Raw genomic sequence first — 24529 nt, 5'->3', positions numbered from 1 at the left:
GCTCGACCTCCTGGAACGAGCCCGCGTCCAGCAACAGCTCGATCCGCTCACGAGCGGTCAGCTTGCCCTTGGCGTGCTGCGCCTCCGTCGCCCGGGCTCCCGGGCCGCTCACCGCCTGCGCGCGAACAGCGTGCAGTTCGGCCACTTTCCCGATGACGGTCGTCGTGCCCCCGTACGCGGGAGCAGTCTCCTGGGTCGTCGTCATGCGCCATCTCCACCCCGGCCCGGCGATGCGGGCGGCTCTGCGGTCCCATGGGCCCCGAAGGCTCACATCGGGCCATTCAAACCGGCGGCACAATGGGTTCTCCACCATCAGCCACCCCTAATCTCCGTGCGGCCACCCCTAGAGCGAGTAAGACCGGAATAAGGACGTCCTGTGTCCGCCGTGCTCGCGCGGCCGGTTTCTTTGAGGTTTCTCTGAGGTTTCACCTTCTTTCCCGGTGACGGAGGGCACCTGACCGGCCGGGCCCGATACCACAGGGCAACCCCTTGTTCATCCGCCGGAGTTACCCGCGCAACAGGTCGACATGAGGCTGCAATGGCACGCACAATCGACGGCGCGGGACGTTGGTACAGTTCGAACGGACCCGCCGAACGGGGCAGACCTGGGGTCGTCCGACCTGGAGTGGGCGCGGGAATTCCCTTGCGCCGCACGGGCGTTGACGGCACTCCTGTGCGTGCGGGTACGCGGAGAGTGGCCATGGCGCGGAATGCGCCGGACGTGCGCCATTTCACATCGCAACCGGGGGAGGCTTTTACAGCTGTGTTGGTGGAGCGGGATGAACAGATCGGAAGACTGACCTACTTCATATCCGGTGTCGCTTCCGGCGCAGCGCCCGGAAACGCCCACGGAACCGGCCGGATCGCCGTCATCAGCGGCCCCGTCGCATCGGGGAAGACGGCGCTCCTCCATCGCGCACTGGAACTGACGGGGGAAGACGGCCCGCGGGTCCTCACCGCCGTCACCTCACCCGCGGAACAAGGAATTCCGTTCGGTGTGGTGGAGCAGTTGCTGCGGGACGGCCAGACCACCGCCGACCGGCTGCCGCCGGCGCTCGGCACGGAACCGGCGCTCGGCACGGGGTCGGTCCTCGGCACGGGGTCGGTCCTCGGCACGGAACCGGCGGCGCCGGACACGGTGCCCGCCGAGGTGCTCGTGGCCTTCCGGGCCCAGCTCGCGGACATCCGCGCCCGGGGCCCCGTCCTGATCGTCGTCGACGACGTGCAGTACGCCGACCCCCAGTCGCTGCACTGCCTCGCCCACGCGCTGCTCCGGGCGCCGTCCTCGGGCGCGGGAATGTCCCTGCTGGTGACCCGCGGCCCCGACGCGGGGGGCTCCGCGCCGCGGGTCCTGGAGGAGCTGCTGTACCAGTTGCGCGGTCTGCACGTCCGGCTGGCGCCGCTCAGCGTCGACGGGGTCGGCCGGCTGGTCGCGGCCCGCGCCCCGGAGGCCGGGTCCGACGGCGGTACGGGGCGGCCGGGGGCCGATGCCGCGCTGGCCGCCTCCCTCCACGCGGCGACCGGCGGCAATCCCCTCCTCGTGCACGGGCTCATCGACGACCGGCTCGGCCGCCGGCGCGCTCCGGCGGACGACCCGGCGGGGGCCCCGGCGGCACCGGCCGGGGACACCGTCCGGGACGCGGTCACGGATCCGGACGGAGGCGCCGGCGAGGACCGCGCCGACGGGCCGGCGCACGCCGGTGAGCGGTTCCTGGAGAACGCGCTGATCTGCGTGCACCGCACCGGAGCCGACGGAATGCGGGTCGCCCAGGGCATCGCCCTGCTGGGCGGCACCGGGCCGATGCCCCTGCTGGCCCGGCTGGTCGAGGTGGACGAACCGGTGGTCGCCCGGGTGGTGGCCGCCCTCGGGGAGGCGGGGGTGCTGGACCCGGCCGGGTTCCGGCACGGTGGCGTGCGGGCCGCCGTGGTGGAGAGCCTCGCCGATGACGCGGCGGCGCGGTTGCGCCGGCGGGCGGCCCGGCTGCTGTACGAGGACGGGGCGGCGCCGCTGCTGGTGGCGACCCAGCTCCTGGGTCAGGAGACGCACCTCTGCGACGAGGAGTGGGTGCCCCGGGTGCTGAGCGAGGCCGCCCGGGCGGCGCTGGCCGTGCAGCGGGTGGGGTTCGCGGTCCGCTGCCTGCGCATGGCGGAGAGCTGCTGCCGGGACGAGACGGAGCGGACCCTGCTGCGGGCGACCCTGGCCAAGTACGTGTGGCGGGTACAACCCTCGGCGCTGCCGCGGCAGTTGCGGTCGCTGGTCGGTGCGGTGCGCAAGGGGCTGCTGCCGCCGGTGGACACCCTGCGGCTGGTCTGCGACCTGCTGTGGAACGGCTGGATGGACGACGCGACCACCGCGATCCGCCAGGTCGTCGGCGTTCTGCCGCCCTCCCCCGACTCCCCCGTCGTCACCGAGCTGCGGGAGTTGCGGCTGGTGCTGGCCAGCACGTACCCGACGGTGCTCGAACGCCTCGGGGAGGAGCCCGCCCAGGGTCCGGCGTCCGGTGCCGGCGGCCGGCCGGCCGCGCCGGAGGAGGGCGGCCCGAGCGCGGCCAGGGCGCTGTACGGCGTGCTGAGCAGCGGCGGGGGTGAGCCGGGCGCGGCCCCGGAGGACTTCGCGGACCTCGCCGAGCACCTGCTGACCAGTACGCGGCTGACGGAGGAGACGCACCTCAAGATGCGCGCCTGTCTGCTGACGCTGCTCTACGCCGACCGGCTGGGCACGGCGACGGTGTGGGCCGACCGGCTGCTGGTCGAGGCGGCGGACCGCGGGGCTCCGGGCTGGACGGCGGTGCTGCGGGGGATCCGGGCGCACGTGTCCTTGCGCCGGGGGCATCTGGAGGAGGCCCGGCGGCTGGCGGAGCAGGCCCTCGAACAACTTCCGGCGCACGGCTGGGGCGTGGGCATCGGGATGCCGCTGTCGGCCCTGATCGAGGCGCGGACGGCGATGGGCGACCACGAGGCGGCGGCCGAGCTGGTGGACCGGCCGGTGCCCGACGAGATGCTGCTGACCCGCTACGGGCTGCACTACCTGTACGCGCGCGGCCGGCACCAGCTCGCCACCGGGCGCCATCACGCGGCGCTGACCGACTTCGCCGCCTGCGGTGAGCTGATGCGCCGCTGGAACATGGACCGGTCGGTGCTGGCGCCCTGGCGGGTCGGGGTCGCCGAGGCGTGGCTGGCGCTCGGCAGCCGGGAACAGGCGGAACGGTTCGCCCGGGAGCAGCTCGCCGGGGACGCCGGGCGCCGCGTGCGGGGCCTCGCCCTGCGGGTGCTGGCGGCGGCCCGCCCGCTCCGGGAGCGTCCCGCGCTGCTCGGCGAGGCCGTCGCACTGCTCCAGGAGGACGGCGACTGGTACGAGCTGGCGCGTGCCCTGACCGACCTCGGGGCGGCGCACAAGCAACTCGGCGACCCCGCCCAGGGCAAGCCGCACACCCGGAGGGCGTGGCGGATCGCCGAGGGCTGCGGCGCCCGGGAGCTGCACCGCTCGCTCCACCCGGGCCAGGCCGGACCGTCCCCGCAGTCGCCCCGGACCACACCGGGCCCGTCCCCCCGGTCCGCCTGTCCCCCGCCGTCCGCACCGTCCGCACCGTCCCCGCAGGCCGTGCCGCCGCCCTCCGTCGCTCCGGCGGGCTCCGTGCGGCCGGGCGGGCCACGGTCCACGGCGGTGTCCTCGCTGACGGACGCCGAGCGCCGGGTGGCGGCGCTGGCCGCGCACGGTTACACCAACCGGGAGATCGGCGCCAAGCTCTTCATCACCGTCAGCACCGTGGAACAGCATCTGACCCGGGTCTACCGGAAAATCAACATCACGCACCGTCAGGACCTGCCGGTCGGTTTGGACATCGATGTCGCACGTACCGCCTGAACCCGCCACCCCGGCCGCCGACGCACCGCCCCCCGGGGCCGGCCCGCGGCTGCTCGCGGTGAGCGACCTGCACATCGGGATGGCCGACAACCGGCCCATCACCGAGTCGTTGCGCCCCTCCCACCCGGACGACTGGCTGATCGTGGCCGGGGACGTCGGAGAACTGACCGAGGACATCGAGTGGGCGCTGCGCCTGCTGGCCGGGCGGTTCGCCAAGGTCGTGTGGGCGCCGGGCAACCACGAGCTGTGGACGCCGCGCGAGGACCCGGTGCAGGCGCGCGGGGAGGCGCGCTACCGGTACCTGGTGGAGATGTGCCGGGGCCTGGGGGTCGTCACGCCCGAGGACCCGTGGCCGCTGTGGCGGGGCCCCGGCGGTCCGGTCGCGGTCGCTCCGCTGTTCCTGCTGTACGACTACACGTTCCGGGTCGCGGGCACCTCGACCAAGGAGGAGTCGCTGGCCCGGGCGCACGACGCGGGCGTGGTGTGCACGGACGAGTACCTGCTCCACCCCGACCCGTACCGCAGCCGTGACGACTGGTGCCGGGCCCGGGTGGCGGCCACCAGGCGGCGCCTCGTGGCGCACGATCCGTCGGTGCCGCTGGTGCTGGTCAACCACTTCCCGCTGGTGCGCGAGCCCACGGACGTGCTGTGGCACCCGGAGTTCGCCCAGTGGTGCGGGACGGTGCTGACGGCCGACTGGCACCGCAGGTTCACCACCGCCGCCGTCGTCTACGGGCACCTGCACATCCCCCGGACCACCTGGTACGACGGGGTGCGGTTCGAGGAGGTGTCGATCGGCTATCCGCGCGAGTGGCGCCGGCGCGGTCACCCCAGGGGTCTGCTGCGGCAGATCCTGCCGTACGCCCCGGAGCCGGGGTCCGGCGCCGGGACCGAATCGTGAGAGGCACGAGCATGATCGAATCACTGCTGCCCGGAGGAGCGGCCGCCGGCGAGGTCTTCGGGCCGGACGGAACGGCGACGCTGTACCCCGAGGAGGCGGCGCTGGTCGAGCGGACGACGGACCTCCGCCGTGAGGAGTTCACCACCGTACGGGCCTGCGCGCGGCGCGCCCTCGCCGCGCTGGGGCTCCCGCCGGCGCCGATCCTGCCCGGGACGCGCAACGTGCCGCGGTGGCCCGAGGGGGTCGTGGGGAGCATGACGCACTGCGCCGGCTACCGGGCCGCGGTGGTGGCCCGGGACACGGACCTCGCGATGGTCGGGATAGACGCCGAACCCGATCTGCCGCTGCCTGAAGGTGTGTTGGAGTCGATAGCGCTGCCCCGCGAACGGGCGTGGGTGCGGGCGGGCGCGGGGGGCCGGCTGTGCCGGGACCGGTTGCTGTTCAGCGCCAAGGAGGCGGTCTACAAGACCTGGTACCCGCTGCTGGGCACCGAGCTGGACTTCGACGACGCCGACATCACCTTCCGGCACGGGACGGGCCCGTCGGGCGGGGAGCGGGGCACGTTCACCGCGCGGATCCTCCGTCCGCGGACCGGCCCGGACGGGCGTGTGATGGCGGAGTTCGACGGCCGGTGGCTCGCCGAGCGCGGCCTCGTCGTGACCGCCATCACCGTGCCCGCGCTCCGGCCGGTGGCAGCGCCGCCCGGCCGCCCGAGCACGGTCGGCTATCAGGGTGGATAGGGGTTGTCGCCCCCAGGGCCGGTGAATAGCGTGGCCTCACCGGCACGACCGCGCACGGCCGCTTCGACGCTCCCCTCGGGAGCCCCGGCCCGGCGCCGCGGATTCCGGCTCGGCCCGGAAGGTCTCCGGTTCCCCCTGGAAGCGATGCCGCACCGGCCCGAGAGGTATTCCAGATGACGTCAGCCAGCCCGGCTCCCACGACCATGCTCGTGCCGGACTTCCCGTTCTCCTACGACGGCTGGCTGCGCCATCCGGCCGGCCTGGGCGTCCTGCCGCCCGGGCTCGCGGGGACACCGGTGGCGGTGGTCGGCGGCGGGATGGCGGGGCTGACCGCGGCGTACGAGCTGATGCGGCTGGGCCTGCGCCCCGTCCTGTACGAGGCGGAGGAACTGGGCGGCCGGATGCGGTCGGTGCCCTTCCCCGGGGCGCCCGGGTGCGTGGCGGAGATGGGGGCGATGCGCTTCCCGCTCTCCGCGCGGTCGCTGTTCCACTACGTCGACTTGCTGGGGCTGCGCACCAGCCCCTTCCCCAACCCGCTCGCGCCCAGCACCCCGAGCACGCTGATCGACCTGGGCGGCGAGCGCCACACGGCCCGTACGGTGGAGGAACTGCCGGAGGTCTACCAGGAGGTGGCCGCGGCCTGGGAGAAGGCGCTCCAGGAGCGGGCCGAGCTGGCGACCATGCGGGACGCGGTCCGGCGGCGGGACGTCGAGACGCTGAAGCAGATATGGAACCGGCTGGTCAGGGAGTTCGACGACCAGTCGTTCTACGGTTTCCTGGCCACCAGCTCGGCCTTCCAGTCGTTCCGGCACCGCGAGGTCTTCGGGCAGGTGGGTTTCGGCACCGGTGGCTGGGACACCGACTTCCCCAACTCGTTCCTGGAGATCCTCCGGGTGGTGTACACGGAGGCGGACGACAACCAGGTCGCCATCGTCGGCGGGTCGCAGCAGGTGCCGCGCGGGTTGTGGGAGCACCCGGCGGAGGGGTGCGCGCACTGGCCGGCCGGTACCTCGCTGGCCTCGCTGCACCACGACGGGCGGCCCCGGCCCTCGGTGCGTGCCGTCGCGCGCGACGGTGACGGCTTCCTCGTCACCGACGGGGACGGGCGGCGGGACCGGTTCGCCGCGGTGGTGTACACGCCGCACGTGTGGACGCTGCTGAACCGCGTGGCCTGCGACCCGGCGCTGCTGTCCGCGCCGCTGTGGACCGCCGTGGAGCGGACCCACTACATGGGGGCGTCCAAGCTGTTCGTTCTGACGGACCGGCCGTTCTGGCGGGACACGGACCCGCGCACCGGCCGTCCGGTGATGAGCATGACCCTGACCGACCGGATGCCGCGCGGTGTGTACCTCTTCGACGACGGCCCGGACAAACCGGGTGTGATGTGCCTGTCGTACACCTGGAACGACGACTCGCTGAAGATGGCGACGCTGAGCCCGGCCGAGCGGCTGGACGTGCTGCTGGACAGGGTCGGGGCGATCCACCCGGGTGTCGACATCCGTTCCCACGTCGTCGGTGACCCGGTCACCATCACGTGGGAGAGCGAGCCGCACTTCATGGGCGCGTTCAAGTCCAACCTGCCGGGCCAGTACCGGTACCAGCGGCGGCTGTTCACGCAGTTCATGCAGCGGGGGCTGCCGGACGCCGAGCGCGGGTTCTTCCTGTGCGGCGACGACGTGTCCTGGACTGCGGGGTTCGCGGAGGGCGCGGTCACCACGGCGCTGAACGCGGTGTGGGGCGTGCTGGACCACCTGGGCGGGGCCACGCACCCGGACAACCCGGGCCCCGGTGACCTCTTCGACGCCCTGGCGCCCATGGAGCTGCCCTACGACGGCTGAGCACCCGGGCACGTACGCCGATGGCGCCCCCAACCGCTGGGTGGGGGCGCCATCGGCGTCGCTGCGGACAGACCGCGGACACGACCTAGGCGGTGGCCATCCGGGTCAGCTCCTTCTTGTCCGGCTTGCCGTTGCGGTTGAGCGGGAACTGCTCCAGCACGACGACCCGGTTGGGCTGCTCGAAGGCGGGCAGCAGCGCGCACAGCCGCTCCCGCCAGTAGGCGGCGTCCCGCTGCTGGTCGTCCTCGACGAAGAAGACGAGCTGGGAGCCGCGGAGCGTGTCGGGCACGGGCACGATCCGGGTGGGACAGCCCTCGGCGGCCACCTTCCGCTCGATGAGCTCCGGGTAGAGCGTGTAGCCCATGCGGTGGACGGCGAACTTGCGTCCCAGGACGAAGAGGTTGCCGTCGGCGTCGAGGTGGCCGAGGTCGCCGGTGGCGTACCAGCCCTTGGGGGCGGGCACGACGGAGCCGTCGTCGGCGATCTGCCCTTCGAGGGCGTCGGGGGTGTCGACCTGGATCTCGCCCGGCTGCCCGGCGGGCAGTTCCCGGCCGTCCTCGTCGACGATCCGCAGCCGGATGCCGTCCATGGCCCGGCCGCAGGAGACCGGGTTGTCGAGGGTGGCGAAGGAGATGTTGTTCAGTTCGGTGGAGCCGTAGCTGTCCAGCAGCGGCAGGCCGAACTCCTGGACGTAGCTCTCGACCAGCGGCGCGTCGAGCGGGGCCGCGCCGACGCAGAACATCCGGGTGGTGGCCAGGTGGTCGCGCAGCGAGGGTCTGCGGGAGACCAGGCCGAGGATGCTGCGGTAGCTGGAGGGCGTGGCGTCGATGACGGTGGTGCCGGAGTCGCCGGCCATGCGCAGTGCGCGGTCCAGCCGGCGGTAGGGGGCGATCACCAGGGAGCAGCGGGTCAGCCAGGCGATGAGCACCATGGACAGGCCGTACTGGTGGGCGAACGGCAGCAGCGGCATCAGGACGTCGTCGGGCCGGTGGCCGACCTGCCGGGCGTTGCGCCGCAGGTTGGTGAGGAACTTGCCGCCGGACTTCACCACGCCCTTCGGGGAGCCGGTGGAGCCGGAGGTCCACATGATGAGGCCGTCGGGCAGCTCGCCCCAGGCGTCGAACGACAGGGTGCCGTCGACCGGCCCGCGGCCGGCGGTGGCGACCATGAGCTCGTAGAGGTGGATGGGGTCGGCGTCCTGGTCGATGGGGGTCTCGTCGTCGACGAAGGTGACCTTGACGCCGGTGCGCAGGGCGATGCGGCGGGTCTCCTCGATGTGTTCCTGCTGGTCGACGAGGACGATCGAGGCGCCGACGTGCATCAGCGCGTAGAGCACGCAGACGTAGCCGGCCGAGTTGCCGGCCTTCAGCATCACCCGGTCGCCGAGGCCGACCCCGCGTTCGCGGATCACTTCGGCGATGCGGAGGGCGTCCTGCTCGAACTCCTCGACGGGCCGTACCGAGTCGGCTGCGAAGATTTTCGCGGTCATCGGTCGCACACTGTCCTTCCTCTGGGCCGAACGTGACCGGAGCCGGCCGTGCGGTGCGCCGTGCCGAGGCGTGTCCGGGCCCGTTCAGGGGGGTGGATCGCGGGATTCGCGAGCTGCACAAGAGATGGGGAGATTCGTTCGGTCCCGCCCCGTGGACGCGGTTCTCCATACGGCACGCTAGGCAGCGGGAGGGGGCGCGGGTACCCCTGTCCCGCCCCCTGCACCCCCCTGCCGGGGTGCGGTGCGGGCGGGGCCGGGGGTGGTCAGTCGGGTTCCGGTCCGTGGAGCGAGATCAGTTGGTCGTGCACGAGGTTGACGACCTCGCGGCGGTGCGAGTCGAGGTACCCGCGGGTGCCGGGGAAGACCTCCAGGTCGAACCGGCCCGAGGTGCAGCGGCGCCACGCCTTCATCCCCGTCAGCGGGGCGCGCGGGTCGTGGTGCCCCGCCAGGGCGACGACACGGCAGCCGACGGCGGGCGGCCCGATGCTGCCGCGGTGCGCCGGCCCCGTACGTCCCGAGACGAACAGCGTGAGGGGTGCCGCGTCGGTCTCCCGCTCCAGCCGCTGGGCGACCGCGTAGGCGAGCTGGGCGCCGAGGCGGTGGCCGAAGAGTGCCAGCGGGCGGTCGGCCCAGCCGCGGACGGCCTCGAAGATCTTGTCGGCCAGCTCCGCGTCCTCCTCGGCCGGGTGCTCCTCGACGGAGGTGTGGGCCGGGTACTGGACGATGAGCAGCTCCACGGTGGGCAGCAGCAGCTCCGACATCGCGAGGTAGCACGCCGAGGAGTTCCGCGAGCTGGGGAAGCAGATCATGCGGTAGCTGCTCGGGACAGCCGGCTGCCGGATCTGGATCAGGCTGACGTCGTCGGGGGTGGTCTCCCTGGTGGAGTGCTGGGTGCACTCACATGTCATGCGCCCTGGAGCTCCGCCTCGGGCGTTGCCCAGAACGAGCGGTGGGTTCTGTACCAGGCGACGGTCTCGGCCAGGCCCTCGGTGAAGTCGTGCACGGGGGTGTAGCCCAGCTCGGTGCGGATCTTCGTCCAGTCGACGCTGTAGCGGCGGTCGTGGCCCTTGCGGTCGGTGACGTGCTCGACCCGGTCCCAGCCGGCGTCGCATGCGTCCAGGAGCAGGCCGGTGAGCTCCTTGTTGGTCAGTTCGGTGCCGCCGCCGATGTTGTACGTCTCCCCCGCGCGGCCGCCGGTCAGGACGGCCAGCAGCCCGCGGCAGTGGTCGTCGACGTGCAGCCAGTCGCGGACGTTGCCGCCGTCCCCGTAGAGGGGCACGGTGCCGCCGGTGAGGAGCCGGGTGACGAAGAGCGGGATCACCTTCTCCGGGTATTGGTAGGGGCCGTAGTTGTTGGAGCAGCGGGTCACCCGGACGTCGAGGCCGTGCGTGCGGTGGTACGACAGGGCCAGCAGGTCGCTGGACGCCTTGGAGGCGGAGTAGGGCGAGTTGGGGGCGAGCGGGTCGGTCTCGACCGAGGAGCCGACCGGGACCGACCCGTACACCTCGTCGGTCGACACGTGCAGGAACGGCCCGGTGCCGTGCCGCAGCGCGGCCTCCAGGAGGGTGTGGGTGCCGAGGACGTTGGTGCGTACGAAGGCGTCGGCGCGTTCGATGGAGCGGTCGACGTGCGACTCGGCCGCCAGGTGCACCACGGCGTCGTGGTCCGCCACCAGCCGGTCCACCAGCGGCGCGTCGGTGATGTCGCCGTGCACGAAGCCGAAGCCCGGCTCGTCCTCGACGGGGGCGAGCGCGGCACGGTTGCCCGCGTAGGTGAGCGCGTCCAGGACGGTGACGCGGACGTCGTCGCCCAGCGGCTTCTCCGGGCCGAGGACCTTGCGTACGAGGTGGGAGCCGATGAAGCCGGCCGCTCCCGTGATCAGGAGTTTCATGAACGGATCTGCACCTTGCTGTGGTCGCCGAGGATGAGGCGGTGGGCCTGGGGTGTGCGGGGCGCGGGGGTGACCCGGGCCTGCCGGCCGATCATGGACGCCTCGATGCGGCGGACGCCGTCGATGGCCGCGCCGGCCAGGATGATGGAGTACTCGATCTCGCTGTCGATGACCGCGCAGTCGTCGGCGACGGACGTGAACGGGCCGATGTAGGAGCCCTCGACGCGGGTGCCGCGGCCGATGACGGCGGGGCCCACGATCCGGGAGCGGACGACGACCGCGCCCTCCTCGATGACGACCCGGCCGACCAGCTCGCTCTCCTCGTCGACGGAGCCGGCGCAGTAGGGGGTCAGCCCGTCGAGCACCGAGCGGTTGACCTCCAGCATGTCGGTGGCGTTCCCGGTGTCCTTCCAGTAGCCGTCGACGGTGGAGGAGGCGATGTCGAGGCCCTGGTCGAGCAGCCACTGGAGGGCGTCGGTGATCTCCAGCTCGCCGCGGGCCGAGGGCCGGATGGCGGCCACGGCGTCGTGCACGGCGGCGGTGAAGAAGTACACGCCGACCAGCGCCAGGTCGCTCTTGGGGAACTTCGGCTTCTCCTCCAGGCCGGTGACCCGGCCCGCCTCGTCCAGGGTGACGACGCCGAAGGCGGACGGGTCGGGGACCCGCGTCAGCATGATCTGGGCGGCCGGTCTGCGGGTGCGGAAGTCCTCCAGTTGCCGGCCGATCCCGCCGAGCAGGAAGTTGTCGCCCAGGTACATGACGAAGTCGTCGTCGGCCAGCCAGTCCCGGGCGATGCGCACGGCGTGGGCCAGACCCAGCGGCTGGTGCTGCGGGATGTAGGTGACGCTGATGCCGAACCGGGAGCCGTCGCCGACGGCGGCCCGGATCTCGTCGGCCGTGTCGCCGACGATGATGCCGACGTCGGTGACGCCGGCCTCGGCTATCCCCTCGAGGACGTAGAACAGGATGGGCTTGTTGGCCACCGGGACGAGTTGCTTCGCCGAGGTGTGGGTCAGGGGGCGCAGGCGGGTGCCGGACCCTCCCGACAGGACGAGCGCCTTCACGGGGTCTCCTCGCTGAGTGGTGGGGCGAGCGAGGACACGTAGCGCACGCAGTCCTCGTACGCGGGCAGCAACCCCTGGGCCTCGGCCGCCGCGATGGTGGGTGCCGCGGCGTCCTTGGGGGACAGCAGCGGTTCGGTGTCCGGGCGCCAGGTGATGCCCAGCTCCGGGTCGAGCGGGTGGACGCCGTGCTCACGGCCCGGGCTGTAGCCGGAGGTGGTGAGGTAGACGACGGTGGCGTCGTCGGTGACGGCCTGGAAGGCGTGGCCGAGGCCTTCGGAGAGGAAGACGGCCCGGCGGTCCCGGTCGTCCAGGTCGACGGCCTCCCAGCGCCGGTAGGTGGGGGACCCCCGGCGCAGGTCGACGATCACATCGCGCACGGCGCCGCGCACGCAGGTGACGTACTTGGCCTGGCCGGGCGGCAGGTCGGCGAAGTGGACGCCGCGGACCACGCCGCGGCGGGACACCGAGCAGTTGACCTGGGCCAGTTCGAGGCGTCGCCCGGTGGCGAGCCGGAACGCCTCGCCCTGGAACGCCTCCAGGAAGACACCGCGCTCGTCACCGTGCAGCCGCGGCTCGTACAGCCACGCTCCCTCGATGGACAGGGGTTTCACCCTTCGACCGCCTTTCGCCGTCCGCCGTCCGCGTCCGCGTCGGTGTCCTTGTCGCTGTCCGTGTCCGTCCCCACGGGGTGGGGGGTGCCCGCGAGAGCCTCGGTGAGGGCCTCGCGCCAGTGGCGCATCGGGCCCAGGCCCGTGCCGGCCCACCGGTCGTGGCCCAGGACGCTCCACGCCGGGCGTACCGCCGCCCGGTCCAGCCGCGAGCTGTCCGTGGCCCGCACCCGGCCGGGGTCGTGGCCGGTCAGCCGGAACACCTCCCGGGCCAGGTGGTACCAGGTGGTGCGGCCCGCCCCGGTGGCGTGGAAGACGCCCCGGGCCCGGTCGGCGGGCAGGGTGCCGAGCGCCACGAGCCGGGCGGCGACGTCCGGCGCCCAACTCGGCTGCCCGTGCTGGTCGTCGACCACGTCCACGGTCCGCCCCGGCTCCCGGGCGATCCGGGCCATGGTGTGCACGAAGCCGCCGGCGGACCGCCCGTACAGCCACGAGGTGCGCACCACGGCGGCGTCCGGGAGCGTGGCCAGGACGGCGCGCTCGCCGGCGAGCTTGGTGCGCCCGTACGCGGTGCGCGGGTCGGGTGCGGCGTCCTCGGCGTAGGGCCGGCCGGTGTCGGCCGGCGTACCGCCGAAGACGTAGTCGGTGGAGACGTGGAGCAGTCTGCTGCCGGTCGTGGCGCAGGCGCGGGCGAGGTGTCCCGGTCCGGTGCCGTTGACCTCCAGGGCCGCGGCCTCCTCGGTCTCGGCCAGGTCGACGGCGGTCCAGGCGGCGCAGTTGACGACGACGTCCGGGCCGGTGCCGGCCACCGCGGCGGCGACCGCCGCCGGGTCGGTGAGGTCGAGATCGGCCCTTCCGGTCCGTACGGTGTCGGCGCCGTGGGCGGCGAGCCGGGCGGCCACCTCGGCACCGAGCGTTCCGGTCGCGCCGATCACCATCCACCGCAGCGTTCCGGGATCCACTGCCGGGCCCGCGGACACACGACCCGCCGACGCTTTGTTTTGCACAGAATAATTCGGCGCGATCACGCGTCGATGCTAGGAGGATATTCGAAGGAACCGCAACACTCGCCACCCCCGATCGTTTTGAATAGGGGTGACGCACACCCCGGCCGAACCCGCGCCCGCGCGTGCCGAAAACCCCTACCGCCCCCTAGCTTCGCCGCATCGCCCCTATCATTCCAGGTCAGTTGCCCCGGGACACCAGCGTGCGTGCTAGACAGGGTCCGCACCACTTCTGTGTCCTATTCAATCGGCGCTCCACGCGCGGCCGGTCACGCGACTTTCCTGTGCGAATTTCCCGGACCGCCGTTGTCGCGTCCCGCTTGATTCGCAGGCGTAAATGACTATTGAACCACCCGTGGATTCTGCCGTCGTGGTCGACGGACTGGTCAAGAAGTACCGTGGCCGCGACCGACCGGCGGTGGACGGTTTGAGCTTCTCCGTCCGCCGGGGGGAGGTCTTCGGATTCCTCGGTCCCAACGGAGCGGGCAAGACGACGACCATCGGCATCCTCACCACACGCGTCGCCCCCACCGCGGGGCGCGCCTTCGTCCAGGGCGTCGACGTCGTGGCCAGCCCGGCACAGGCCCGCCGGGCCTTCGCCGTCGTACCGCAGCGCAACAACCTCGACCGCTCCCTCACCCTCCGCCAGAACCTGCTCTTCCACGCCGGGTACCACGGCATGGGCCGGGCCGAGCGGCGGCGTCTCGCCGACGAGTGCCTGGAATGGGTGGGCCTCACCGACCGGGGCAAGGCCCGCGGTGACGAGCTGTCCGGCGGGCAGGCCCAGCGGGTGATGATCGCCCGCGCCCTGATGCACCGCCCTCAGGTGCTCTTCCTCGACGAGCCGGCCACCGGACTCGACCCGCAGGCACGGCGGTTCATCCACGAACGGGTGGCCGAGCTGAGCAAACGCGGCGTGACCACGGTGCTGACCACCCACGACATGGACGAGGCCGCCAAGCTGTGCGACCGCGTCGGCATCGTCGACCACGGCCGCCTGCTCGCCCTCGACACCCCGCAGGCCCTGATGAAGAGCCTGAGCAGCACCGCCCTCACCCTCACCGTGCAGCCGGCACCCCCGGCGGTCCCGGCGCGCCCCACCGGCGCGGGCGAAGGACCCGGGAGCGTATCCGGCGGCCTCGTCCGGGTGCTGGAGAAGATCGAGGCGGTGGAGCGCGTCGAGACGGTGCGCCAGGAGGACACCGAGGAAGGGGACGGCGCCCCCGCGCCCGTACGGCTGCGCCTCTACAGCGACGCGCCGTCCGGCTCGGTGCTGCCGGCCGTCATCACGGCCCTGACGGAAGCGAGTTGTGACATCAAGGACATGAGCGTCGGCACCGCCAGCCTGGAGGACGTCTTCATCGAGCTCACCGGCCGGGAGCTGCGATGACGGCCACCACCACCGCACCCGACCCCGTCGCCGGCTTTCCCGCCGAGCTGAAGCCGGCGCGCACCGACGTGCGCACGGCGACCCGCACGTTCTTCTTCATCCTGTGGCGGGACATCTTCGTCACCGGCCGCGAGCTGGGCCCGTTCCTGGCCCAGGTGCTCGTCGAGCCGTTCTTCATCCTGTTCGTCTTCGGCAAGGTCCTCGGCGAACTCGGCTACACCAGCGGAGGGTTCCAGGAGGTCCTGCTGCCCGGCGTGGTGGCCCTCAACAGCTTCCTGGTCAGCCTCCAGAACACGGCGCTGCCGCTGGTCATCGACTTCTCCTGGACCAAGGAGATCGAGGACCGGCTCCTCGCGCCGATCCCGACCAGCCTGGTCGCCGTCGAGAAGCTGGTCTTCGGCATGCTGCGCGGCATCATCGCCTCGCTGGTGATGATCCCGGTCGGCTTCCTGCTCCTGGACGACGTGTCCTGGCCGATGGACAGCTTCCCGGCCACGCTGGGCGTGCTGCTGATGGGCGCGCTGGCGGGCAGCACGGTGGGCCTGACCATCGGCACCCTGGCCCCGCCGCGGCACATCAGCGTCATCTTCGCCGTGACGCTGACCCCGCTGATGTTCACCGGCTGCACCCAGTTCCCCTGGCACGGGCTGGCGGACATCCGCTGGTTCCAGGTGCTGTGCGCCATGAACCCGCTGACCTACGTCAGCGAGGGCATCCGCGCCCTGCTGCTGCCGCCCGGCGGCCCCGGCTCGATCCCGCTGTGGCTCGACCTGCTGGCCCTGAGCGGGGCGATCCTGCTCTTCGGGCTGATCGGCATCCGGGGCTTCCACCGCAGGGCGCAGGACTGACCCCCGGCCCTCCCCCCGTCCCTTGGACGTCGTTCTCCCCGGCCCCGCACCCGGCCCGGCGCCCCGCGCCCGGCCGGGTGCGGGGCCCTTTCCCGTCGATGAGGCCGGCAGACGACTGCCGGTGCGATAACCGGAAGCAAAGGCACACACGGACCATGACACTTTCCGAGCGGATCCCCCCGACCCCCGCCCCGGGCGGGACCACAACCGGCGGCCGGGACGCGACCGCGACCGGCGACGCGGGCGGGGCCGCGGCCGGCGGCCGGGACGCGACCGCGATCGTCTTCCCGGGCATGGGGCCCTCGTCGTTCGCCGAGGTCGGCAAGTTCCTGCTGCTCGACCCGTACGCGCGCAAGCGCCTCGCCGAGGCCGACGAGGCCCTCGGTTACTCGGTGTTCGACCGGTTCCGGACCTCCGAGGAGGACTACTCCGTCCATTCGCAGATCGCCTTCCTGGTGAACTCGATGGCCATGGCGGACCGGGCGGTGGACACCCTGGGCCTGTCCCCCACCGTCTGCACCGGCCCGAGCTTCGGCCAGAAGGCCGCCGCCGCCTTCGTCGGCTCCCTGCCCTTCGCGGACGTCGTCCGCCTCACCGCGGACCTGGCCCGCTGCGAGGAGGAGTACTTCTCCGGCGCGTACGAGGACGTCGTCACCCACTCCTTCGTCCGCACCCCGCAGGAGCGCCTGGACGAGATCCTCGCCGGCTTCGACGACCGCGGCGCCTGGTACGACGTCTCCGGACGGCTCGACGCGGGCTTCCACATGCTGTCCGTGCGCGAGAAGGAACTCGACGGGCTGAAGGCCGCCATCAGCGCCGCGGGCGGCTACTCCATGTACTCGATGCGCCCGCCCGTGCACGCGGCCGCCTTCAAGGAACTGCGGCACAAGGCCGAGGAGGAGGTGTTCGGCGCGTACGAGCTGGCCGATCCGGGCATGCCGGTGGTCGCCGACCAGGACGGCACGGTCGTCCGGGACGTCGCCGGGATGCGCACCATGATGCTGGACACCTTCGACCGGCCGATCCACTGGCCGAGCGTGGTGGAGAGCCTCAAGGGGCTCGGGGTCGGCACGGTGTGCGTGACCGGGCCGGACAACCTCTTCCACCGCCTGGACCTGACCAAGGACTCCTTCGAGGTCCACACCGTGGGCCTGCCCAAGAAGCGCTCCCGGGAACGGGAGCGGCGCGCCTGACCGCCGCGCGACGCGGGCGGCGGACCGCCCGCGCCCGTCCGGCGCTACGACACGAGGCCGGGCCCCACCCTTCCGGTGGGGCCCGGCCTCTCGTCGTGTGTCCGCCGCCCGCGGGGGGCGGGTGTCCGCCATCCGCGGGCGGCGCGGCTCAGGACGTGGCGTCCAGCCACTCCTCCACGGCCCTGGCGGTCGTCGCCGCGTGCTCCTCCATCATGGTGAAGTGGTTGCCCGGGACGTCGACGGCCGTGTGCTCCAGGTCCCAGTACGAACGCCAGTCGCCGTCCGCCGGCCTGGACCAGTCGAAGAACCGCTCCCCGGCCCGCACGAGCAGGGTCGGGGTCTTCACGGCCGTCGGCTTCCACCCGCCGAAGAGCCGGAAGTACGCGCCCATCGCCAGCAGCCGGCTGTCGTCGACCGGCACGTACGTGTCCTGCCGCTCGTCCATGCCCTCGGAGAGCCCCGGCTGGATGCCGATGATCGCGTCGTCGTCGTGCGAGTAGATGTCCAGCATCACCACCGCCCGGGGGAAGACCCCCGCGCTCTCCAAGGCGCCCGCCACCGCGTGGGCGAGCATGCCGCCCGAGGAGTGACCGAGCAGGACGAACGGCGCGCCGTCGGCGTGCCGCAGCACGGCCTCCGCCTGGGCCTCGATCACCGCGTCGGTGGTCGAGGGCAGTTGCTCGCCCTGGAGGAACCCGGGCGCGCCCAGCGCGTGGACGTCCCGGCGGCCCCGGAACCCGGAGGCGAAGCGCGCGTACTGGTGCGGGCCCGAGATCGACAGGATCGAGGAGAAGCAGACCAGTCCGGGCCGGGTGTCGCCGCGGGAGAGGCGCACCAGGCTCGGGGGCTTGCGCAGTTCGGCCGGTGAGGCGAACGACGGCCGGAACCGGGACGCCTGCATCAGCAGCTCCATGAACTGCCCGGACGCTCCCTGGGCCCCGGCTTCGCGGAGCATCGGACCGAAGACCCCGTCGGAGCCCTCCGCGCCCGCGTCCGCCGTGCCACCGAGTTCCGCCGCGTCCGGGGCCCCGGCCAGTTCGGCACGCAGCCGGGCGGCCACCAGGGCGGGGCTCGGGTGGTCGAACAGCAGGGTGGCGGGCAGCCGCAGTCCGGTCGCCGCGTTGAGCCGGTTGCGCAGCTCCACGGCGGTCAGCGAGTCCAGGCCCAGTTCCAGGAACTCCTGGGTCTCCCCCACCGCGTCCGGCGACGGGTAGGCGAGGACGGCGGCGACCTGGGCCCGTACGACGTCGAGCAGCATGCGCTCCTGCTCGGCCTCGGGCAGGGCGGACAGGCCGGCGAGCCGCCGCGCCGCCTCGGACGCCACCGGGTCCGCCGCCTGCTGGGCGGCCGCCCGGCGCGGGACACCGCGCACCAGGCCCCGGAAGACCGCCGGAAGGGCTCCGGCGTCCGCCTGCGCCCGGAGGGGACCGGTGTCCAGCCGCATCGCGACGAGGGCCCCGGCGCCGGAGGCGTCGGCCGTGGCCGGGCCGGAGGCGTCGGGTCCGGTCCGGGCGGTGGGGGCGGCCGCCGCGAGGGCGCACGCCGTGTCGAAGAGCGCCAGGCCCTCGTCGGAGGAGAGCGGGGCGAGCCCGGCGCGCGCCATCCGCTGCACATCGGCGTCGGTGAGCTCGCCGGTCATCGCACTGCGCTGCTCCCACAGCCCCCACGCCAGCGACACCGCGGGCAGGCCCGCCGCGCGCCGGTGCTGCGCCAGGGCGTCCAGGAAGGCGTTGGCCGCGGCGTAGTTGGCCTGCCCCGGGTTGCCGAGCGTGCCGGCCGCCGAGGAGAACAGGACGAAGGCGTCGAGGTCCGCCCCGCGCGTCAGCTCGTGCAGATGCAGGGCGGCGTCGGCCTTGGGGCGCAGCACCGTGTCCAGCCGCTCCGGTGTCAGCGACGGTACGAGTCCGTCGTCGACGCGGCCCGCGGTGTGGACGACGGCCGTGAGCGGGTGCGCGGCCGGAACGTCCGCCAGCAGCGCGGCGAGCGCCTCGCGGTCGGCCGCGTCGCACGCGGTGACCGTCGCCTCGGCGCCCAGTTCGGCCAGTTCGGCGACCAGTTCCGCGGCCCCCTCGGCGGCGGGCCCGCGCCGGCTGGTCAGCAGCAGGTGCCGTACCCCGTGGCGGACCACCAGGTGCCGAGCGAGCAGGCTGCCGAGCGCTCCGGTGCCGCCGGTGATGAGGACGGTTCCGTCCGGGTCCAGGGCGGGCGTGCGGGCCGTCCCGCTGTCCGGACCGGCGGCCTCCGCCTCCTCCGGCAGGGCGCCGGCCGTCTCCTGGACCGGCGCGGCGGGCACGCGGGCCAGCCGGGCGGCGTGCAGGGCGCCGTTACGGACGGCGAGTTGCGGCTCCCCGCTCGCCATGGCGGCGACCAGCAGGGGCGCGAGGGCCGACGGGCGGGCGGAGCCGGTACCGGTGCCGGAGCCGGGGACGGAGCCGGCGTCGTCGCCGTCCGTACCGTCCTCGCCGGGGCCGGACGCGAGGTGGCCGTCGAGGTCGACGAGCACGAACCGGCCGGGGTTCTCCGACTGCGCGGACCGCAGCAGGCCCCACAGCGGGGCGTGCGTCAGGTCGGTCACGCCCTCGCCGGGCCGGGCCTCGACCGCGCCACGGGTGACCACGGCCAGCCGGGCACCGGCCAGGGACTCCTCGGCCAGCCAGTCCTGGACGAGGCGCAGCGCGTCGCCGGTCGCCCGCCGGGCGGCGTCGGCGGTCGTCTCCGTTCCGGCGGTCTCCGCGCCGGACGCGGCGTACGCGACCAGCACCGTCTCCGGCAGCGGCTTGCCCGAGGCCACCACACCGCCGAGCGCGGACAGGTCCGCGTATCCGTCGACGGGGATGCCCGCGTCCCGCAGCGCGGCCTCCAGGCCGAGCGTGTCCGCGCCCACGACGGCCCACCGTCCCGGCCGGGCGGGCGGGGTCGCGGGCAGGGCGGGCAGAGCGGGCCATTCGAGCCGGAACAGCGACTCGTGGAACACCGGCTGTGCCGCCGACCGCAGCCGCGCCGGGTCGAGCTCCCGCAGCAGCAGCGACTCCACCGACACCACCGGGGCGCCCTGCTCGTCGTAGGCCGCCAGGGACACGGAGCCGGGCCCCGCCGGGGCGAGCCGGACCCGCAGGGAGCCCGCGCCGACCGAGTGCAGGGTGACACCGCTGAACGAGAACGGGAGCCGGATGCGGGTCCCGTCGGTCCGGGTGCCGTCGGTCCCGCCGCCGCCGGCACGGCCGGCCTCGGCGTCGTCCGTGGGCGTCGCCATGAGGAAGGGGGTGAGCGCGATGCCGTGGAGGCCCGCGTCCAGCAGCGCCGGGTGCACACCGAAGTCGCCGGCCCGCTCACGCGGCCCGTCGGGCAGCGCCAGTTCGGCGAACAGTTCGTCCCCGAGCCGCCAGGCCGCCCGCAGGTTGCGGAACGCCGGGCCGTACGCGAACCCGCCGGCCGCGAACCGGTCGTACAGGTCCTCCGCACCGAGCGGTTCGGCACCCGCCGGGGGCCAGACGTCCGGCCCGGGGGCGTCCGCCCCGGCCGGCGCCGCCGGCGCGGCGAGCACACCGCCCGCGTGCCGCGTCCACGGTACGTCCGCCCCGTGGCCGTCCTCGCCGCCGCCCAGGTCCTCGGGGCGCGAGTGCACGTGCAGCGCGCGCCGCCCGGTGTCGTCCGGCGCGGCCACGGACAGCCGCAGTTGGAGCGCGCCGCGCTCCGGCAGCACCAGCGGCGCCTCCAGCGTCAGTTCCTCAAGGGCGCCGCCGCCCACCCGGTGCCCGGCGTGCAGCGCCAGCTCCACGAAGGCGGTACCGGGCAGGAGCACGGTGCCCGCCACCGCGTGGTCGGCCAGCCAGGGGTGCGACTGGAGCGACAGCCGTCCGGTGAACAGCATCCCCTCGGAGTCGGGCAGTTCGACCGCGGCGCCCAGCAGCGGGTGCTCGGCCGCGCCGAGCCCGGCGGAGGCCACGTCGCCGACGGGGGCGGTGGGCACGTCGATCCAGTACCGCTCGTGCTGGAAGGCGTACGTGGGCAGGTCGACCGGTCGCGCCCCGGTGCCCGCGAAGTACGTCTCCCAGTCGACGGGCGTGCCGTGGGCGTGCGCCTGGGCGAGGGCGGTGGTGACGGTCTCGGCCTCGGGGCGGCCCTTGCGGAGGGCGGGCGCGAAGACGGCCGCGTCCGCCTCGCCGGCCAGGCAGTCCTGCGCCATGGCGGAGAGGACCCCGTCGGGGCCGAGTTCCAGGTACGTGGTGACCCCGGCGGCCTCCAGAGCGCGGACGCCGTCCAGGAACCGCACGGCCTCGCGGACGTGCCGTACCCAGAAGTCCGCCGAACCCATCTCGTCCGTGACCGGCGCACCGGTCAGGTTCGAGACAACCGGAATGCGCGGGGTCTCGTACGCGAGCGTCTCCGCGACCTTGCGGAAGTCGGCGAGCATGCCGTCCATGTGCGGCGAGTGGAACGCATGGCTCACCACGAGCTGCTTCGTCTTGCGGCCCTGTACCGCGAACCCGGCCGCGATCTCCATCACGGCGTGCACATCACCGGCGACCACGACCGACCGCGGCCCGTTGATCGCCGCGATGCTCACCCGGTCGCTGAGCAGCGGCAGGACCTCGTTCTCGGAGGCCTGGACGGCGACCATCGCGCCACCGCCGGGCAGCGCCTGCATCAGACGGCCGCGCGCGGCGACCAGCGTGCAGGCGTCGTCCAGGGACAGCACCCCGGCGACGTGGGCGGCGGCGATCTCGCCGATCGAGTGCCCGGACAGGTAGTCGGGCTTCACGCCCCAGGATTCCAGCAGCCGGAACAGCGCCACCTCGACCGCGAACAGCGCGGGCTGGGTGTAGGCGGTGTGGTGCAGCAGATCGTCGTCCGCCGCGAACAGGACGTCCTTCAGCGGTACGTCGAGGTCGAGCCGGTCGCCGATCGCGTCCAGCGCGTCCGCGAACACCGGGTACGCCTCGTACAGCTCCCGGCCCATGCCGGGACGCTGGCTGCCCTGGCCGGTGAACAGGAACGCCAGCTTGCCGGTGCCGCTCGCCGTCCCGCGCACCAGACCGGAGGCCGTACCGCCCTCCGACTCCAGCGCGCCCAGACCCCGCAGCAGCTCCTCACCCTCACCCGCCACGACCACCGCACGGTGGTCGAACCCGACCCGCCTGGTCGCCAGCGAGTACGCCACATCGACCGCAGCCGGAACCGTAGCCTCCGAGGCGTCCAGCAGATGCGCCCGCAGCCGCGCGGCCTGACCCCGCAGAGCCTCCGGCGACTTCGCCGACAACACGTACGGCAGCACGGCCGGCGTACCCGCCACCGGCTCGGCCCCCACCGCCACCGGCGGCGCCTCCTCGATGATCGTGTGCGCGTTGGTGCCGCCGATACCGAAGGACGAGACGGCGGCGCGGCGCGGGCGGCCGGACTCGGGCCACTCCGTCTGCTCGGTCAGCAGGGCGATGTGGCCCGCCGTCCAGTCGACGTGCGGGGTCGGCTCGTCCACGTGCAGCGTCCGGGGCACGACACCGTGGCGCATCGCCTGCACCATCTTGATGATGCCCGCCACACCGGCGGCCGCCTGGGTGTGACCCATGTTCGACTTGATCGAGCCGAGCAGCAGCGGCCGGCCCTCCGGCCGGTCCTGGCCATAGGTGGCAAGCAGCGCCTGCGCCTCGATCGGGTCGCCCAGCGTCGTCCCCGTACCGTGCGCCTCCACGACGTCGACATCGGCGGCCGACAGACCCGCACTGGCGAGGGCCTGGCGGATGACGCGCTGCTGGGACGGACCGTTGGGGGCGGTGAGGCCGTTGCTCGCACCGTCCTGGTTGATCGCCGAGCCGCGCACGACCGCGAGGACCGGGTGGCCCTTGGCGCGGGCGTCCGACAGCCGCTCGACGAGCAGCATGCCGACGCCCTCGCCCCAGGCCGTACCGTCGGCGGCGGCGGCGAACGGCTTGCAGCGGCCGTCGCTCGCGAGCCCGCGCTGGCGGCTGAACGCGACGAACGTTCCCGGCGTGGCCATCACGGTGACGCCGCCGGCCAGGGCGAGGTCGCACTCGCCGTTCCGGAGCGCCTGGACCGCGAGATGCAGGGTGACGAGCGAGGACGAGCAGGCGGTGTCGACAGTGACGGCCGGGCCTTCCAGCCCGAACGTGTACGAGACCCGACCGGAGGCGACGCTGCCCGAGCTCGACGTGCCCATGTAGCCCTCGAGGCCTTCGGGCGCACGGTGCAGCAGCGTGCCGTAGTCGTTGTACATGACGCCCGCGAAGACGCCGGTGCGGCTGCCGCGTACGGTGGCCGGGTCGATGCCCGCCCGCTCGAACGCCTCCCAGGAGGTTTCCAGCAGCAGCCGCTGCTGCGGGTCCGTGGCGAGGGCCTCGCGCGGGGAGATGCCGAAGAACGTCGGGTCGAAGTGGTGGGCGTCGTGCAGGAAGCCGCCCGCGCGGCTGTAGCTGGTACCCGGCCGGTCGGGGTCGGGGTCGAAGAGCCCTTCGACGTCCCAGCCCCGGTCGTCCGGCATGTCCGTGATGGCGTCCCGGCCGTCCAGCACCAGGCCCCACAGGTCCTCCGGCGACCGCACGCCACCGGGGAAGCGGCAGGCCATGGCCACGATGGCGATGGGCTCGTCGTCCCGGACCGCGACGGCGGCGGGCGCGACCACCGCGTCCTGGACGCCGAGCAGTTCGGCGTGCAGGTACTCCGCGAGCGCGTTCGGGGTCGGGTAGTCGAAGACGAGCGTGGCGGGCAGGCGTACGCCGGTGGCCGCGCCGAGCCGGTTGCGCAGCTCGACGGCGGTCAGCGAGTCGAAGCCGACCTCGCTGAACGACCGTGCCGGGTCGACCGCTTCGGGCCCGGCGAACCCGAGCACCCCCGCGACCTGCACACGGACCAGTTCCAGAACGGCAGCCCGCCGCTCCTGCTCCGCCAGCCCGGCGAGCTGCCGGGCGAGTGCGCCACCCGAGGCGGACGCGCCACGAGCGGTACGACGGGTGGGGGTACGGACGAGTCCGCCGAGCAGCGGCGGGAGCATCCCGCCACCGCTCGCCTGCGCCCGCAGGGTGGCCAGGTCCAGCTTGACCGGCACGAACACCGCCTGCTCGGACGCCCAAGTGGCGTCGAACAGGGCAAGGCCCTCCTCGGCGGACAGCGCGGCCACACCACCACGGCCCAGCCTCGACACGTCCTCCGCGCCCAGCTCACCCGCCATGCCGCCTCCGTCGGCGGTCCACAGGCCCCAGGCCAGGGACGTGGCGGCCAGGCCGGCGGCCCGGCGGTGCTGCGCCAGCGCGTCCAGGAACACATTGCCCGCCGCGTAGTTCGCCTGACCCGCACCACCGAACACACCAGCAGCCGACGAGAACAACACGAACGCCGACAGGTCCATGTCCCGGGTCAGCTCGTGCAGGTTCCACGCGCCGTCGACCTTCGGACGCAGCACGCCCGACAGACGCTCCGGCGTCAGGGACCCGACGACACCGTCGTCCAGCACACCGGCCGTATGCACCACAGCCGTCAACGGATGCGCCTCAGGCACCTGAGACAAAGCCTCAGCAAGGGCGTCCCGGTCGGCGACATCACACGCCGCCCACGACACCTCAGCACCCAGCCCCGTCAACTCCGCCGTCAACTCAGCCGCACCAGCAGCCTGAGCGCCACGACGGCTGACCAGCAGCAGATGCCGCACACCCCGCTCCGCCACCAGATGACGAACGAACAAACCAC

At 73.5% G+C, this 24529-nt stretch carries 15 protein-coding genes; 7 read left to right on the top strand and 8 right to left on the bottom strand.

What is annotated here, in order from left to right:
• Window positions 1-205: carboxyl transferase domain-containing protein (locus ACF068_RS31780; protein WP_392277786.1), on the bottom strand; the 205-nt coding region annotated here is incomplete at its 3' end.
• A gap of 333 nt (window positions 206-538) precedes the next feature.
• Between ACF068_RS31780 and ACF068_RS31775 the strand changes: the two genes are divergently transcribed.
• The 4 genes from ACF068_RS31775 (at window position 539) to ACF068_RS31760 (ending at window position 7344) form a co-directional block, all read left to right on the top strand.
• A complete protein-coding gene (locus ACF068_RS31775; RefSeq protein WP_392277785.1) occupies window positions 539-3865 on the top strand; it encodes an AAA family ATPase in 3327 nt (1108 codons plus the stop codon).
• Window positions 3846-4766 carry a metallophosphoesterase family protein gene (locus ACF068_RS31770; RefSeq protein WP_392277784.1) on the top strand — a complete coding sequence of 307 codons (921 nt, stop codon included), beginning with the start codon at window positions 3846-3848 and terminating at the stop codon, window positions 4764-4766. The genes ACF068_RS31775 and ACF068_RS31770 overlap by 20 nt, the downstream gene beginning before the upstream one ends.
• Window positions 4767-4777: 11 nt before the next feature.
• Complete coding sequence (locus ACF068_RS31765) at window positions 4778-5506, top strand: 4'-phosphopantetheinyl transferase (protein WP_392277783.1); 729 nt, start codon at window positions 4778-4780, stop codon at window positions 5504-5506.
• Between the two features lie 173 nt (window positions 5507-5679).
• Window positions 5680-7344, top strand: a complete 1665-nt coding sequence (locus ACF068_RS31760; protein WP_392277782.1) for a flavin monoamine oxidase family protein — start codon at window positions 5680-5682, stop codon at window positions 7342-7344.
• Between the two features lie 85 nt (window positions 7345-7429).
• Here ACF068_RS31760 and ACF068_RS31755 read toward each other — a convergent pair whose 3' ends face one another.
• The 6 genes from ACF068_RS31755 to rfbD all read right to left on the bottom strand — a co-directional run bounded on the left by ACF068_RS31755 (window position 7430) and on the right by rfbD (window position 13343).
• Window positions 7430-8833, bottom strand: coding sequence for a class I adenylate-forming enzyme family protein (locus ACF068_RS31755; RefSeq protein ID WP_392277781.1), 1404 nt, complete (start codon window positions 8831-8833; stop codon window positions 7430-7432).
• Between the two features lie 263 nt (window positions 8834-9096).
• Complete coding sequence (locus ACF068_RS31750; RefSeq protein ID WP_392277780.1) at window positions 9097-9741, bottom strand: thioesterase II family protein; 645 nt, start codon at window positions 9739-9741, stop codon at window positions 9097-9099.
• The gene (rfbB, locus tag ACF068_RS31745) at window positions 9738-10724 is read right to left on the bottom strand and encodes a dTDP-glucose 4,6-dehydratase (protein ID WP_392277779.1); all 987 of its coding nucleotides are present in this window, start codon (window positions 10722-10724) and stop codon (window positions 9738-9740) included. The genes ACF068_RS31750 and rfbB overlap by 4 nt, the downstream gene beginning before the upstream one ends.
• Entirely contained in the window at window positions 10721-11788 is a 1068-nt protein-coding gene (locus ACF068_RS31740; RefSeq protein ID WP_392277778.1) for a glucose-1-phosphate thymidylyltransferase, read from the bottom strand. The genes rfbB and ACF068_RS31740 overlap by 4 nt, the downstream gene beginning before the upstream one ends.
• Window positions 11785-12399 carry a dTDP-4-dehydrorhamnose 3,5-epimerase family protein gene (locus ACF068_RS31735; RefSeq protein WP_392277777.1) on the bottom strand — a complete coding sequence of 205 codons (615 nt, stop codon included), beginning with the start codon at window positions 12397-12399 and terminating at the stop codon, window positions 11785-11787. Before ACF068_RS31735 ends, ACF068_RS31740 begins: the two co-directional genes overlap by 4 nt.
• A complete protein-coding gene (rfbD, locus tag ACF068_RS31730) occupies window positions 12396-13343 on the bottom strand; it encodes a dTDP-4-dehydrorhamnose reductase (RefSeq protein WP_392277787.1) in 948 nt (315 codons plus the stop codon). The genes ACF068_RS31735 and rfbD overlap by 4 nt, the downstream gene beginning before the upstream one ends.
• Before the next feature lie 412 nt (window positions 13344-13755).
• On the opposite strand from rfbD, the gene ACF068_RS31725 reads away from it, so the two are divergent.
• The 3 genes from ACF068_RS31725 (at window position 13756) to ACF068_RS31715 (ending at window position 16831) form a co-directional block, all read left to right on the top strand.
• The gene (locus ACF068_RS31725) at window positions 13756-14790 is read left to right on the top strand and encodes an ABC transporter ATP-binding protein (protein ID WP_392277776.1); all 1035 of its coding nucleotides are present in this window, start codon (window positions 13756-13758) and stop codon (window positions 14788-14790) included.
• Window positions 14787-15638, top strand: a complete 852-nt coding sequence (locus tag ACF068_RS31720) for an ABC transporter permease (protein ID WP_392277775.1) — start codon at window positions 14787-14789, stop codon at window positions 15636-15638. The genes ACF068_RS31725 and ACF068_RS31720 overlap by 4 nt, the downstream gene beginning before the upstream one ends.
• A 155-nt stretch (window positions 15639-15793) precedes the next feature.
• Window positions 15794-16831, top strand: coding sequence for an ACP S-malonyltransferase (locus ACF068_RS31715; protein WP_392277774.1), 1038 nt, complete (start codon window positions 15794-15796; stop codon window positions 16829-16831).
• A gap of 148 nt (window positions 16832-16979) precedes the next feature.
• Here ACF068_RS31715 and ACF068_RS31710 read toward each other — a convergent pair.
• Window positions 16980-24529, bottom strand: a 7550-nt coding sequence (locus tag ACF068_RS31710) for an SDR family NAD(P)-dependent oxidoreductase (RefSeq protein WP_392277773.1), incomplete at its 5' end; no start/stop codon positions are given.

This window comes from Streptomyces sp. NPDC016309 (assembly GCF_043077235.1).
In the GTDB taxonomy this organism is placed as follows: Bacteria; Actinomycetota; Actinomycetes; order Streptomycetales; family Streptomycetaceae; genus Streptomyces.
This window is presented reverse-complemented; position numbering and strand designations above follow the sequence as displayed.